The sequence below is a fragment of the Pseudomonadota bacterium genome (genome assembly GCA_039714795.1).
Lineage (GTDB): Bacteria > Pseudomonadota > Alphaproteobacteria > JAGOMX01 > JAGOMX01 > JBDLIP01.
In genome coordinates this window covers 1-12,708 of sequence record JBDLIP010000003.1, presented here as the reverse complement: position 1 = coordinate 12,708, position 12,708 = coordinate 1, and the positions used below count along the sequence as shown (strand labels likewise).

General features: G+C 45.8%; 12 protein-coding genes. 9 read left to right on the top strand and 3 right to left on the bottom strand.

Annotated elements, in window-relative coordinates; translation table 11 throughout:
• Nucleotides 1-5: 5 nt before the first annotated feature.
• The 4 genes from radA to ABFQ95_00480 all read left to right on the top strand — a co-directional run bounded on the left by radA (nt 6) and on the right by ABFQ95_00480 (nt 4,524).
• The gene (radA, locus tag ABFQ95_00495; protein MEN8236020.1) at nt 6-1,424 is read left to right on the top strand and encodes a DNA repair protein RadA; all 1,419 of its coding nucleotides are present in this window, start codon (nt 6-8) and stop codon (nt 1,422-1,424) included.
• Entirely contained in the window at nt 1,421-2,074 is a 654-nt protein-coding gene (locus ABFQ95_00490) for a CvpA family protein (protein MEN8236019.1), read from the top strand. Before radA ends, ABFQ95_00490 begins: the two co-directional genes overlap by 4 nt.
• Nucleotides 2,075-2,800: an SDR family NAD(P)-dependent oxidoreductase gene (locus tag ABFQ95_00485; protein ID MEN8236018.1), complete on the top strand. Its 726-nt coding sequence runs from the start codon at nt 2,075-2,077 to the stop codon at nt 2,798-2,800.
• 455 nt (nt 2,801-3,255) lie between these two features.
• Entirely contained in the window at nt 3,256-4,524 is a 1,269-nt protein-coding gene (locus tag ABFQ95_00480) for a hypothetical protein (GenBank protein ID MEN8236017.1), read from the top strand.
• A 109-nt stretch (nt 4,525-4,633) separates the two neighbouring features.
• Here the strand turns inward: ABFQ95_00480 and ABFQ95_00475 are convergent, their stop codons facing one another.
• A complete protein-coding gene (locus ABFQ95_00475; GenBank protein ID MEN8236016.1) occupies nt 4,634-5,155 on the bottom strand; it encodes a hypothetical protein in 522 nt (173 codons plus the stop codon).
• Nucleotides 5,156-5,355: 200 nt separating this feature from the next.
• The gene (locus ABFQ95_00470) at nt 5,356-6,624 is read right to left on the bottom strand and encodes a D-alanine--D-alanine ligase (protein ID MEN8236015.1); all 1,269 of its coding nucleotides are present in this window, start codon (nt 6,622-6,624) and stop codon (nt 5,356-5,358) included.
• 220 nt (nt 6,625-6,844) lie between these two features.
• Here ABFQ95_00470 and ABFQ95_00465 point away from each other — a divergent pair, with 220 nt between their 5' ends.
• From ABFQ95_00465 to ABFQ95_00445, 5 genes are all read left to right on the top strand, one after another.
• Nucleotides 6,845-7,654 (top strand): alpha/beta hydrolase, encoded by an 810-nt coding sequence (locus tag ABFQ95_00465; GenBank protein ID MEN8236014.1) that lies wholly within the window; start codon nt 6,845-6,847, stop codon nt 7,652-7,654.
• 89 nt (nt 7,655-7,743) lie between these two features.
• Nucleotides 7,744-7,989 carry a type II toxin-antitoxin system HicA family toxin gene (locus tag ABFQ95_00460; GenBank protein MEN8236013.1) on the top strand — a complete coding sequence of 82 codons (246 nt, stop codon included), beginning with the start codon at nt 7,744-7,746 and terminating at the stop codon, nt 7,987-7,989.
• Nucleotides 7,986-8,408: a type II toxin-antitoxin system HicB family antitoxin gene (locus ABFQ95_00455; protein MEN8236012.1), complete on the top strand. Its 423-nt coding sequence runs from the start codon at nt 7,986-7,988 to the stop codon at nt 8,406-8,408. The genes ABFQ95_00460 and ABFQ95_00455 overlap by 4 nt, the downstream gene beginning before the upstream one ends.
• 25 nt (nt 8,409-8,433) lie before the next feature.
• Nucleotides 8,434-10,026, top strand: a complete 1,593-nt coding sequence (gene murF, locus ABFQ95_00450; protein MEN8236011.1) for a UDP-N-acetylmuramoyl-tripeptide--D-alanyl-D-alanine ligase — start codon at nt 8,434-8,436, stop codon at nt 10,024-10,026.
• Between the two features lie 150 nt (nt 10,027-10,176).
• Entirely contained in the window at nt 10,177-11,253 is a 1,077-nt protein-coding gene (locus tag ABFQ95_00445) for a response regulator (protein MEN8236010.1), read from the top strand.
• Between the two features lie 284 nt (nt 11,254-11,537).
• Here ABFQ95_00445 and ABFQ95_00440 read toward each other — a convergent pair whose 3' ends face one another.
• Nucleotides 11,538-12,251, bottom strand: a complete 714-nt coding sequence (locus ABFQ95_00440; protein ID MEN8236009.1) for a hypothetical protein — start codon at nt 12,249-12,251, stop codon at nt 11,538-11,540.
• Nucleotides 12,252-12,708: the final 457 nt, after the last annotated feature.

The following is a 12,708-nucleotide window of genomic DNA, read 5'->3' as shown; positions in this document are numbered from 1 at the left end:
AGGATATGGCCAAACACACAACTCAATATGTTTGCCAACAATGTGGAGCGCGTCAAGGCAAATGGAGTGGTCAATGTAGTGGCTGCCATTCATGGAATAGCCTTGCCGAAGAACAAATGCCAATCACTAGTCCAGGTATTAAGTTGGGGGCGGGCAGCGCTCTTGATTTTGTATCCCTTAGCGGAAAGCAGCAGCAGGTTATGCGGCGCAAAACACTCATTGCAGAATTTGATCGGGTGTGTGGCGGCGGCCTGGTACCTGGGTCGGTGATTTTAGTTGGTGGAGATCCAGGAATTGGCAAATCCACGCTTTTGTTGCAAGTGGTGGCGGCTTTAAGCCAGAACGCACAATGCATTTATGTATCTGGTGAAGAGGCCATAGACCAGGTGCGTATGCGAGCTGAGCGACTGGAGTTGGCGCAATGCCCAGTTCACCTGGCAACCAGCACCAGTGTGCAGGATATTTTGAGCAGCTTGGAGGCGATGCCCAAGGCTGCTGTCTTGATCGTTGACTCGATTCAAACCATGGCAATGGATACCATGGAATCTGCTCCCGGAACTGTCAGCCAGGTACGAGCATGCGCACAAGTTTTGATTCGCTATGCCAAGAAGCGAGGTTTGACTCTCATTCTTGTGGGCCACGTTACCAAAGAAGGTATGATTGCAGGTCCCCGGGTGCTTGAGCACATGGTGGATACTGTGCTTTATTTTGAAGGCGACCGAGGGCATCAATTTCGGATTTTGCGCTCAGTAAAGAATCGTTTTGGGGCCACAGATGAGATTGGTGTATTTGAAATGACACAAGGAGGGTTGCAAGAGGTTGCCAACCCTTCCGCGCTGTTTCTTGCGGATCGATCCGGTGATGTCAGTGGTTCAGTGGTTTTTGCTGGAATTGAAGGGACACGGCCCTTGTTGGTCGAAGTGCAAGCACTGGTGGTGGGATCCACATTGGCAACACCGCGCAGAGCTGTGGTCGGTTGGGATTCAGGTCGGCTATCGATGATTTTGGCGGTTTTAGAAGCTCGGTGCCGGATGAATTTTTCCGGTCAAGATGTGTACTTGAATATTGCAGGCGGTTTGCGTATTGGGGAACCGGCTGCGGATTTGGCAGTGGCTGCGGCACTGGTTTCAGCGGTCACTAAGGTTCCTATTGCACAAGATGCGGTTATTTTTGGTGAGATTGGCCTGGCTGGGGAAATTCGAGGCGTGGGCCAGCAAGCTCTCCGACTGAAGGAAGCGGCAAAGCTAGGGTTTAACACAGCCTTTCTGCCAAGGCAGAAAAAGCGATCAAAAGCACCTGATGACTTGATTCAAATTCACGAGTTGAGTTATGTGCAGGACCTAGGTACACTGTTTCAAACTCAAACTCAACTTAAACCTAAACCTAAACCTAAACCTAAACAAAGAGAGGTTATCAACTCATGACTCCGGATTTTAATACCATAGATATTGTTGTTCTTGTGATTTTAGCAATATCGGCTGCCGTTGGTGTTTCACGCGGTTTTACCCGAGAGGTTTTAGGCATTGGCGGATGGATTGGTGCATTTTTTATCAGCTTATACGGTATGATTCTTGTCAGGCCTTTTGTGATGCAGTACATCCACGATGCTTTTGTGGCTGACGTCATATCTGGGATCATCCTGTTTATCATAGCTCTTATTGTGTTGACCATTATCAGTCGCAGCATCTCACAGCGCATTAAATCGGGAACGTTGGGCGGCTTGGATCGTTCACTTGGCGTTGTCTTTGGGGTGATTCGAGGCGGAGTGCTCCTCAGCTTAGCCTACCTTGCTTTTAGCTTTTTCATGCCGAATCATGAAAAATGGCCTAAGCCTTTGCAGACAGCCCGCTCGACCCCGTTTATTGTTGAAGCTGGTGATTGGTTGCGGGGTCTGGTGCCCAATGCTGCAATTAAAAATCTTGGTTTGCAGAAAGATCGATTGAAAAACAGATCAAAGGCATCTGAGTTTCCTGCAGAAAATTTAGTACGCTCATTTTCACGTCCGGAACCGGAAGGGCCAAAGACTGACAAACAGATGAACGACATGCCAGGAAATCTTGGCGCCAAACAATAAATGGCAAGGCGACTGCAAGATAAGCTTGCCCTGATTACTGGTGCAGCCAATGGAATTGGCGCAGCTGTAGCTAGGGCGTACGCACAAGCAGGAGCGAGGCTGATTTTGCTGGATTGCGATCTTGAAGGCCTGGAAAGGTCTGATGATCGTTGTAAAGCGCTAGGGGCTGCGGTCACCCTGGTGCAGCTTGATTTGCAAGAAGGAGCCAAGATTGACGCTCTTGGCGTTGAAGTAGCCGGGCGGTTTGGGCGGCTTGACATTTTGGTAGGTAATGCCGCTGTTTTAGGTGTTTTAGGACCGACAGCGCACATGGAACCTAAAGTTTGGGAGCAAGTGATGGCAGTCAATGTAAATGCCAATTGGCGATTACTTCATGCTTTTGATGCTTTATTGCAAAAATCTCCCATGGGACGTGCAATTTTCACCACTTCCTATATTACTGAGCACGTTAAAGCGTATTGGTCGGCATATGCCACCAGCAAAGTAGCTCTTAATCGATTGGTGCAAACCTATGCGACTGAAACCCAAAACATTGCTCCCAACTTAAGGGTTAACTTGGTGGACCCGGGGATTGTGCGCACCAAATTGCGCGCAGAAGCTATGCCGGGTGAGGATCCGCAAACCTTGCCTGCTCCTGAAGATGTTGTGGATGTGTTTGTTGAACTTGCCGTACCGAACTGCCAGCAGCATGGCGAGGTGATTCGAGTGGGGCACAAGGCTGTTTGAGTACACCAGAAAATCAACAGCTTGATTTAGTTTCAATATATACCCGCGAGAAATGAAAACCTTTAGTTTAATGAGCACTTTGAGTGTGTCAGGAAACAGAGGCTTTCATTTCTCTTCAGTATAAGAATACATTATATGAAAATAATAGTTAGCATTTATATCTTTATTTGAAAAAATAAACTTCAAGATGGTGGCGCTTGAATAAAATCTCTAAAGTTTTTGCTTTCTATCATCGGGACGACATTAGCTGGACGCTTTGCTGATCAAAGTTTTCCAGTGCTTTGTGCGAACGTAATCGTCTCAGTATTTTTTTTAATTTAAAATCATTTTTTTACTTGACATAAATGTCTAGTGCCCTTACATTAACTTCGTGACGCTGAGGAGTTGGTCTCCTTCAGTGATTGTTAGTAGTATCTCATCTAAGGATAGATGAGATTTATAAAGGAGAAAGCTTAATGAAAGCGAATAAATTTAAATTATTGTTGGCTGCCACATCTTGTGCAGCTTTGTTGGCGGGTGTTGCCGCTGGAGATGCTCAGGCCTCCAAGTTTAATCGATATGCTGGCGGAGGCGCAGATTCCAATTCTTCAGCTCCCAGGAGAACATCTCAGCCTGTGAGTACCTATAACGCAGGCGGAGGTCTCAGTCCTTCATTTAATTCAGGGAATGTAACCAATACTGTACCTGCTGCTCATTTCTCAAGCGCCCCCCGTCTTCACCAGGGCATAGCAGTGCCTGCTTCCAGTAGAACACCTCAGGTTGGGCAGGGCTATAGCGCAGGCGAAAATGCCAATTCTTCAGCTCCCAGGAGAACTATTTCGTCAGTAACTAACCCAAGCACTTTGACCCCCAGTAGTGTTAGTAGAGATTCTGTTTCTCCCTCACGTACAGCACGTCCAGCACGTCCAGCACGTCCAACACGTACAGCACGTCCAACACGTTCGGCAGCTCCAACACGTTCAACACGCCGGGGTCCTACCATACCGTTGAAGCAGATGCAAGATATGGTAAGTGCAACAGGTAGGGCGCTTGGTTTTCATTGCCGAGATGAAGAGGGATTTTATTCAGGAGTGAGTAGAGCAGGTCAGGAGATTACTGACCTTAGAGCAGAAGTTGCTGGTTTGCGAGCGTATAGTGACGCGATTAGTAACACAATAGGATTTTATGGTTCTGCTGATGAGGTGGAAGGCTATTTCCATTCTTTTGTACAGCAGGCAATTGCTGATCGATTGGATGCTGTCATTTATACTCTGTGCGAAGATGATACACTCGATGATGGTGAGGCTAATTCAGTTGACTATGAAGGCATAGAGAGTTTTGCTCGGTCCCTTGTTAATATTGTTGAGAATAGAGTAGAAAAAGTAGCCGACCCATTTAATATGGATAATTCAGATCAGAATCAGTTTGTACAACAGCCAGGAGCAGGTAATAATCAGCAGCTAGGACATATGGATCCGGCTCCAGTACAACAGCCTAATCAGCAGCCAGAGCCAGGAGCAGGTAATAATCAGCAGCTAGGACATATGGATCCGGCTCCAGTACAACAGCCAGGAGCAGGTAATAATCAGCAGCCAGAGCCAGGAGAAGGTAATAATCAGCAGCCAGAGCCAGGAGAAGGTAATAATCAGCAGCCAGAGCCAGGAGAAGGTAATAATCAGCAGCTAGGACATATGGATCCGGCTCCAGTACAGCAGCCAGAGCCAGGAGAAGGTAATAATCAGTAGCCAGCTAATATGGGTCCGGATGGCACCTAATCTTTTTTGATTAACGTCTACTAAACCCACGGTGCTTCGGCCCGTGGGTTTTTTTTGTCTTGATCTCGCTCGATCTTCTTTACCCCCGCACATAAACCTCTAGCATTTGCGTATAGAGTTTCACACCTGAAATTGCCAGAGCTGCTAGCGCAATGCTACAGCCGTACATGCGAATGCGGGTAAACCAGGTGGGTTGAATTTTATAGTGCAACAGGCGCCGATCAATATACATTATGAGAATAAATCCGGGGATGACAAAGGCGTGTGCTAGGGCCAGCATTGTTAGGTTTGTGCGGCTCTGGGCCAGGTTATTCAGGGCGATAAACGCCAAAAACAGCAAGATTAATCCCAGACTTGAGCTGTCCCGCAATGGTGATTCATGCGCTGGCAGTGGTGGTGGATCTAAAAAAGTATAGCGCAATGTGCCCATGTACTCACCGCCAGCAAAGGCTAGCAGCATGGCGCCGAATCCAATTTGTGCGTGCAGTAAGTTTTTGCTAGCTGTCACATCCAGCCAGTAGGCCGCAGCATATAGTGCCATGATCATAGGAACTAGCAAAAACGCGAAGTAAATGATGATTTTAAAGCCTTTTTCGGTCATTTTTTCAGAAGCCAGTTTCAGAAGTCAGAGGTCAGAGGTCAGAGTTCAGAGTTCAGAGTTCAGAGTTCAGAGTTCAGATTTTATATGTCGATTGTATCATACCAACCTAAGTTTTGGATAAGAAGTATTTTGATCCAGCTCGCCACTGAGATACTGTCCTCTGCCCTCTGCCCTCTGTCCTCTGACCTCTGACCTCTGTATTACTGCCTAACAAACAACCGCCCCGCCTCAGGAGTCGGATCCTCTGGCAGTGTTGAGCTATGATGGCAGCTTTGCGCTTCATCCAGTAATTCATTTAACAGCTGGGTGAACAGGATTGGCTGGGGCGCCGCCTCCCATAGGTAATAACCTACCGATCCGGGAAATGGATTAACTTCATTCAGCCATAACTCTCCGGTTTTTTGGTTGCACAAGAAATCAACTCGAGGAGCGCCCGTTGCCTCGACCGCTTGATAAAGTGTGGTGCTCCATTGGCGAATATTGGCTTGCATTTTGGAACTTATTTTTGGATTTACAATTCGAGTCAGACTGGCCATGCCTCCGCTTTGGTTAGCGCTAGTTTTGGAGCCAATTTTATTACCCAGTTTGTCTGCGCCTCCTGAAAGGTATTTTTCTTTAAAATCTAAGAGTTCAGCACTGCTTTTCGGTTGTTCGATTGCCGAAGTGATGATCTCTCCAGTTGTTGTGCGGCGGATGGCAACATTATATTCCACTAGATTATCAACAAATGGCTCGACAATGGCTTGTGAGTCGTATTTAAAAATTGCCGGCAGGACTGCATTGAGTTCTTCTGCGGAGGTGACTTTGGCGACACCAATGCTGCTGCCGAGATGATTGGGTTTGACGCATGCCGGAAATGTGATGTCTTTGGCAACTTGTTTGAGTGCATCTGGCTTTAACAGCAGGCCTTCCTGAGGTCGCTGAATCACAGTATAGGCCAAGGCCGGGATATCTAACTGCTGTAACAAACGTTTTGTGGTGGCTTTGTTCATAAAAATAGCTGCATCGTGGGTTCGAGGACCGGCGTAGGGGAGGTGAGCTATTTCAAAACACCCCTGCAAATTGCCGTCTTCGCCATAAAGACCATGCATTGCTGGCAGAGCAATATCAAAGTCAATGGGCTGAGGGCGCTGGAACATACTTTGAAATATACTTTTGTGGTGCGGCAACAGTCTGCCGCGTCCTCTTGTATTGCTGAAATCAAGGGTGACCGGGGTCAGCGTTGCTTTTGTTTTCGCATTAAGCCAATAGTTGCAGCGATTGGCAAGCGCGTCTCCTACCAGCCAGGTCCCGTTGGGAGCAATATAGACTGGAAAAGGCGCATAGCGCGTTTGGTCAATAGCATGCAGAACTTGCAGGCCGGTGACAATGCTTACGTCATGCTCAGGCGATTGCCCGCCGAAAAATACCGCAACCTTTGGGCGTGTATGCGGGCGCGTATGTGGGCGTTGTGTGGGAGAAGGGGGCATTACATTCCTTTCTTTCAAGCTCTAAATTGGTTATAAAAGATGCAGGTGTAAAAGGAAAGTTTTTATATATACTCTCGTGAAATCAAAATCTCTAGTTTAATGATAGCGAGAAGCGCGCAGTTTACTTGGGTAAATGAGCACTTCGAGTGTATCAGGAAACAGAGGTTTTGATTTCACTTCAGTATAACTATTCAGCTTCAGTATAGTGTAGGGATTAAGCATGCAACTAACGACACAGCCAGCCAATAACGCAACTACTGCAACTCTTTTGGCTCTGCACAAGCGCGGATTAGAATCATTTGACGTTCCACAATTGATTTGGGCCCATGGTTGGGGGGTTGATCATCGAACGCTTTTGCCCATAGCTCAAAGCTTTGATGCCAGCACAAGCCAAATTTTGTTCGATTTTCCAGGATTTGGCCAGGCGCCGCTGCCTCCAAAAACCTGGAACACACAGGACTATGCCGATCTGGTCATTGAATATTTGCAAACCTTGCCCCAGAAAAAATGTCAAGCAAAGCGGATATGGGTGGCTCATTCTTTTGGAGCCCGGGTTGGCTTACGCATTGCTGCACGGGAGCCCGATTTATTAGATGGACTGTTTTTGATTGCCGGTGCTGGATTGCAGCGCAGGCGCACGCCCGTTGAAACTATTGTCCTGAAAAGCAAAGTGTATACTTACAAAGCTTTAAAACCGCTGATTCATCGAGGATTGGTTCCAGAAGGTCTCAAACAGCGATTTGGTAGCACAGATTATCGGGCCGCTGGACCAATGCGGGGGGTTTTGCTGCGTGTAATCCAAGAAGATCTGACACAGATTGCGCAAAAGGTTAAGTGTCCAGTGCATTTGCTTTATGGAGCGCAAGATCAAGAAACTCCTCCAGAAATGGGGCGGCGGTTTGCAGAGCTCATTCCAAATGCTAAACTGACGGTCTTGGAACATTTTGACCATGCCAATATTTTAACCGAAGGACGAGCGCAAGTGAGCTATTTATTGCAGCAGTTTTTGCAGAGCATCAACAAAAAATGAGGGGTTCTGGCTTGCTGTACTGAAGCTGATTCAAACTGTTGATTCTCGGCTCACTCCATTTTCCAGCCCAGCCTCTACGGGACTGGGCAATGTGCAGAATTTCTGACAAAAAACTTTACGATACATCAAAAAAGATGTATCATTATGTCATGAAAGGGCAAGAAATCATTAAAACTCTAGAAAAGCAGGGATGGGCAATCCTTAGAGTTCGTGGGAGCCATTATCGTATGGGGTGCGGAGAGAAACGCACAACTGTTCCTGTACATGGCTCAAAAGATATAGGTAAAGGGCTGCTGGCGAGTATCGAAAGACAAACAGGAGTAAAGTTGAGATGAATATTCAATATGGATGTGTCATAAAACAAGATGATGATGGTATATACGTTGTATCATTTCCAGATATGCCCGAAGCCATTACGCAAGGAGAAACTCTAGAAGAAGCCCTGTTTAATGCAGCTGAGGTTTTAAATCTCACAATTGAGGGCAGGATCGATGAGGGGATGGAAATTCCAGAGCCATCTCATGGTGAGTTTACGCACATACTTTATCCTTCTGCCAGGATTCAAGCTGCTTTACTAATACGCTTCAGCCGTGGCGATCACTCTCTAGCAGAGCTTGCAAGAGCACTGGAAACTTCTTGGCCTTCGGTTGCAAGGCTAGAGGATCCTACCCATTGGCCAACCTTAAGACAATTGGATAAAGCAGCTAAGGCACTAGGAAAAAAGCTTGTGATTAATTTAGAAGATCTTTATTAAACTTGATGTAGTTACAAATAAATCAATGACTTTACCTATTCTTGCCTTAAAAATTCTTTTACTCATCGCTTTAACTAGCTTTGCCGTCAAGCGTTTGCTGACATTTTTACGCTTTCTCCAGCAACAAGATTATAACAATGCACGCTTTTTAAAATGGGTTGTCTCGCATAGTTTATTGGATCGCAAGCTGAGTTTTGTATTAATTGTAATATTATTGAGTGCATTTGTTTTATCTGAACTGGCTGTTTTATTGCTGGTAATTTTTGCATTTGCATTTTTCGCTTGGTATGAAAGAGACGCTAGGTTTTATGGTAAAAAACCTTTGCTGCTCACGCATCGGGCACAACGTATTTTGTCTGTGGCTGTAGCATTGTGCTTGATGGTGGCCCTTTTGCCTCTTTTACTGGTGACACCGTTTTGGTCTTTACTGATTTGGATTTTGTTTGCACAGGTCATTCCAATCATTCTCACTCTTGCCAATCTTCTGCTGGCCCCTTTTGAAACTTGGACGCAGAGGAAGTACTGGAATCTGGCGCAACAGCGCTTGCAGGAGTTGGATCCGTTTGTCATTGGTGTTACCGGTTCGTTTGGTAAGACTTCAGTCAAGCATATCTTGGGACATATTCTAAGCACAACTTCTTCGGCTTTGATCACACCGGGGAGTGTGAATACGCCGATGGGAATCTCACGGGTGATTCGCGAAAAGCTTAATGCAGCTCATAAATATTTTGTGGTGGAAATGGGGGCTTACCGGCAGGGGTCGATTGCCAAAATCTGCCGGCTGGTGGCTCCTAAAATGGGCTTGATTACCGCTGTAGGAGAGGCGCACTTGGAGCGATTTAAATCGCTTGAGACCACAGCAAATACCAAATTAGAGTTGGCCGATTCTGTTATCAGCAGCGGCGGGGAGATGGTAATGGCGACTTCTGTGGCGCGTTTTCAGTCTTACCAAAGGCGCAGGCTGCCGCAAAAATCCATAACTCTGTGTGAAACCGATGGCCTGAAAGAGATAAATCAAACTGCCAAGGGAATCCAGGTCACCGTTGCCGAAGCAAAAGAAGGCCAGCAATGGGTTTTGCAGGCGCCGATTTACGGCAAGCATCAGGGGGCAAACATTGCCCTGGCCTTTGTTGCCGCTCGCGCCCTTGGGATTGACGCTCAATCGATTCAAACAGCTTTGAAGAGCTTGCCGCAAATTCGGCATCGTTTGGAGGTCAAACCTCAACCTAACGGTACCTGCATCATTGATGATGCCTTTAATGCCAATCCAGATGGTTTTGTAGCTGGACTTGGGGTGTTAAATCTGCTGCACAAAAAGCCAGGACGGCGCATTCTTGTCACACCTGGAATTGTTGAGCTTGGCGCGCAGCATGCCGCGGTTCATGCAGATTTAGGGACCAAGGTTGCTGACTGTGTAGATATAGCCATTGTGGTTATGGCTTCAAGAATTCCTAGTTTCGTACAAGCAATTCGTGCAGCGCGGTCCAACATCCAGTTGATTGAAGTTGAATCGTTTGCACAAGCACGTGCATGGCTTGCAAATAACACAAAGTCGCCAGATGTGATCTTGCTGGAAAATGATTTACCAGATTTGTTTGAGGCAATGCCTCTACTTTAGCTATTTTGTGCGTAACTGTTCAGCTTACACTTCAGCTTACACTGGCCAGGGCTGTTCAATGACATGGTTACTTTTGGGCTTCACAAAAGCCAAAATAGGGAGCATAATGCACCCATCAACAGTGTATTACGTTTTACAGGTTTCAAAAGTATGTCTTACTCTCAATCGATTCCTAGTTTTTATTTTCCCACTCAAGTGATGCTCATAGATGATGATCCGGAGTATTGCCGGTATATGGCGAGCAACTTATCCGCCGGGCATGTGACAAACTTTGTCTCGAGCGTACATGCACCGGATGGGTTGGATGTTTTGAATGCCTGCCAGGAGGCGGATGAGTTAGTTGCAAAGTTTGTCAGCGAGGCTGACGAATCTGAGTGGGAGCACCGGGCTGTAGATATCAATATCTATGACCAGTACAGGGAAATCTACAACGCATCGCGCTTTAATCGATTTTCTGTTGTTGTGGTTGATTATGAGATGCCAAGCATGAGTGGCTTTGAAGTTTGCCAGCAGATTGAATCTCCCTATATTCAAAAAATTGTCTTAACCGGTGAAGCAGATGAGGGTTTGGCGATCCGGGCTTTCAACGAAGGGTTGATTGATCATTTTATTCACAAACAGAGCAGTAATTTGTTGGAAGAGCTTGAATTTGCAATTCAGTCTGCGCAACACAAATATTTTTGTAAATTAACCGAGACAATTACCAATGCGGTAACAAAACATACTCATCCTGTGAGTGCCATTGCAGTTCCCGATTTTCGCGATCACTTTTTTCGGTTGACTCAACAGCATAACATCGTTGAGTACTATTTGTTTGAAAGTATGGGGAGCTTTTTAATGATGGATGCCGATGGGAATCATTATGGGTTGTTTACCAGTGCGCCGGAACAATTCGAAATGGTCATTGATCAAGCCAAACTTGAAGATGCTCCACAAAATATTATTAAAGATTTGCGCGATTTTAAGCGAATGCTGTGTTTCCATCACCAGGAGGACATCAAACTGCCGCAAGTATCTGAGTGGGAAAAATATTTGCGCCCCACACAGATGATTCAAGGATCTACTCCTTATTACTTTGCCTTTGATCGCGGATTGATTGACCTTGATTATAGCCGAGTGATTCCTTTTGCAAAGTTGTGCGATTATCAGAAATCAGAAGTCAGAAATCAGAGGTCAGAGATCAGAGGTCAGAGATCAGAAGATACAATGATTTCTGGTTTATCTTAACTAACCTTAGTTTTGGATAATATGGTTTCAGAAGGCATCATATCCCAGGGCTACCTCATGAAGATTATATTGTTTTTCCCAAAACCTTATTTACAAAGGGTTTGATAGCTTTTGCAGATACGTGCAATACTACGTGCTTTTTGCAGGCTGAAAATGGCCGGTATCCCTTTGTAGATAAGGATTTAAGCAATATATGATGACTATTTCATGAGGTAGCCCTGCATCATATCCCAGACTGCCTTGCTGATTTCTGACTTCTGACTTCTGACCTCTGACCTCTGATCTCAGTCCAAAATCGGCCTAGGCAACCTTCTGATCCAAATGATTTGGCTGACACTTACAGGTTTTTTAATAAACAAAAGGGGTCTATTGATGGTTGACTTTGGGTTGGCGGCAGACAGGAGATACTGACTGGTATTGTCGTCATAGGTAAAATGACGCACAAGGTACTCTCCTGGCTCTGGCTCGATTAGGCATTTTTCTCCTAGCATTTGATCAATTGAACCTAGGGGAACACGGCGACAGCCAACGTAATCACCAAATTCAAAGAAAGGAGACATAGCATCATCCTTGACAATGGCGACCATATTATCTTTGTGTCCAGCACAGAAGGTCTTTACTTCTGAGGTGATGGCGACTTCGTCGTTAAAGACCTTACAATCCTCAACGCGTTTTTGCTCCAGGAGGAGTGCAGCCTCTCGGTCTTGTAGGCGTTTGGGAGGAGTGCCAGTGCCTTTGAACAACCATTCTGGAGAACACAAAACCTTCTCCTCTTGCAACGCTCGGCAAAATTGTTTACCCCATTCTTCAGAAAGGATCGATCGACTGATCTCAAGAGAGGCTAGTGTGTGCGCATTAAGATGATATTTATCCTGCAAATATTTTTTAGATAGGCCTGAAATACGCCTTGCCATCTTGAGTCGACTGTGCCAGTTCTCACACAGGTGTCCAGTGGAGGTCCGACGCCGGCCCCTCTTCTTTTGTTCTGATATCGTCATTTTACCTATAATATCCTCATTATACTAAACTCTCGTGAAATCAAAACCTCTAGTTTAATGATAGCGAGAAGCGCGCAGTTTACAAGTGTAAATGAGCACTTCGAGCGTATCAGGAACCAGAGGTTTTGATTTCACTTCACTCGTACACCGATAGAAAAAATTTTACCCACTTTTTAAGATAATTGTATCATATGGTAAGTTGTTTGCCTATAGGGCGTTTGATAAAAAAAGCGTAGCTGTTCAGGGTTCTGTCGCATCTGTTGCCGTCCCGTAAAGATTGAGGCATCTTCACCAGGAAGGTAGGTGCTCAAATGTTCAAAGTTTCAGAAAAACTCTCACATCATTTTAACCCAAGTTCAGCTGATGACGAATGCTATGGATAATATGATAAGCCAAAATTGTGATGAATAAATGACCATCGACGCGTCTCGTTTTTTGATGATACACGGGACGCATT

Bases quoted from the DNA above. Each gene is read 5' to 3' on its own strand.
- radA (MEN8236020.1), top strand. From the start codon at position 6: ATGGCCAAACACACAACTCAATATGTTTGCCAACAATGTGGAGCGCGT.
- ABFQ95_00490 (MEN8236019.1), top strand. From the start codon at position 1,421: ATGACTCCGGATTTTAATACCATAGATATTGTTGTTCTTGTGATTTTA.
- ABFQ95_00485 (MEN8236018.1), top strand. From the start codon at position 2,075: ATGGCAAGGCGACTGCAAGATAAGCTTGCCCTGATTACTGGTGCAGCC.
- ABFQ95_00480 (MEN8236017.1), top strand. From the start codon at position 3,256: ATGAAAGCGAATAAATTTAAATTATTGTTGGCTGCCACATCTTGTGCA.
- ABFQ95_00475 (MEN8236016.1), bottom strand. From the start codon at position 5,155: ATGACCGAAAAAGGCTTTAAAATCATCATTTACTTCGCGTTTTTGCTA.
- ABFQ95_00470 (MEN8236015.1), bottom strand. From the start codon at position 6,624: ATGCCCCCTTCTCCCACACAACGCCCACATACGCGCCCGCATACACGC.
- ABFQ95_00465 (MEN8236014.1), top strand. From the start codon at position 6,845: ATGCAACTAACGACACAGCCAGCCAATAACGCAACTACTGCAACTCTT.
- ABFQ95_00460 (MEN8236013.1), top strand. From the start codon at position 7,744: ATGTGCAGAATTTCTGACAAAAAACTTTACGATACATCAAAAAAGATG.
- ABFQ95_00455 (MEN8236012.1), top strand. From the start codon at position 7,986: ATGAATATTCAATATGGATGTGTCATAAAACAAGATGATGATGGTATA.
- murF (MEN8236011.1), top strand. From the start codon at position 8,434: ATGACTTTACCTATTCTTGCCTTAAAAATTCTTTTACTCATCGCTTTA.
- ABFQ95_00445 (MEN8236010.1), top strand. From the start codon at position 10,177: ATGTCTTACTCTCAATCGATTCCTAGTTTTTATTTTCCCACTCAAGTG.
- ABFQ95_00440 (MEN8236009.1), bottom strand. From the start codon at position 12,251: ATGACGATATCAGAACAAAAGAAGAGGGGCCGGCGTCGGACCTCCACT.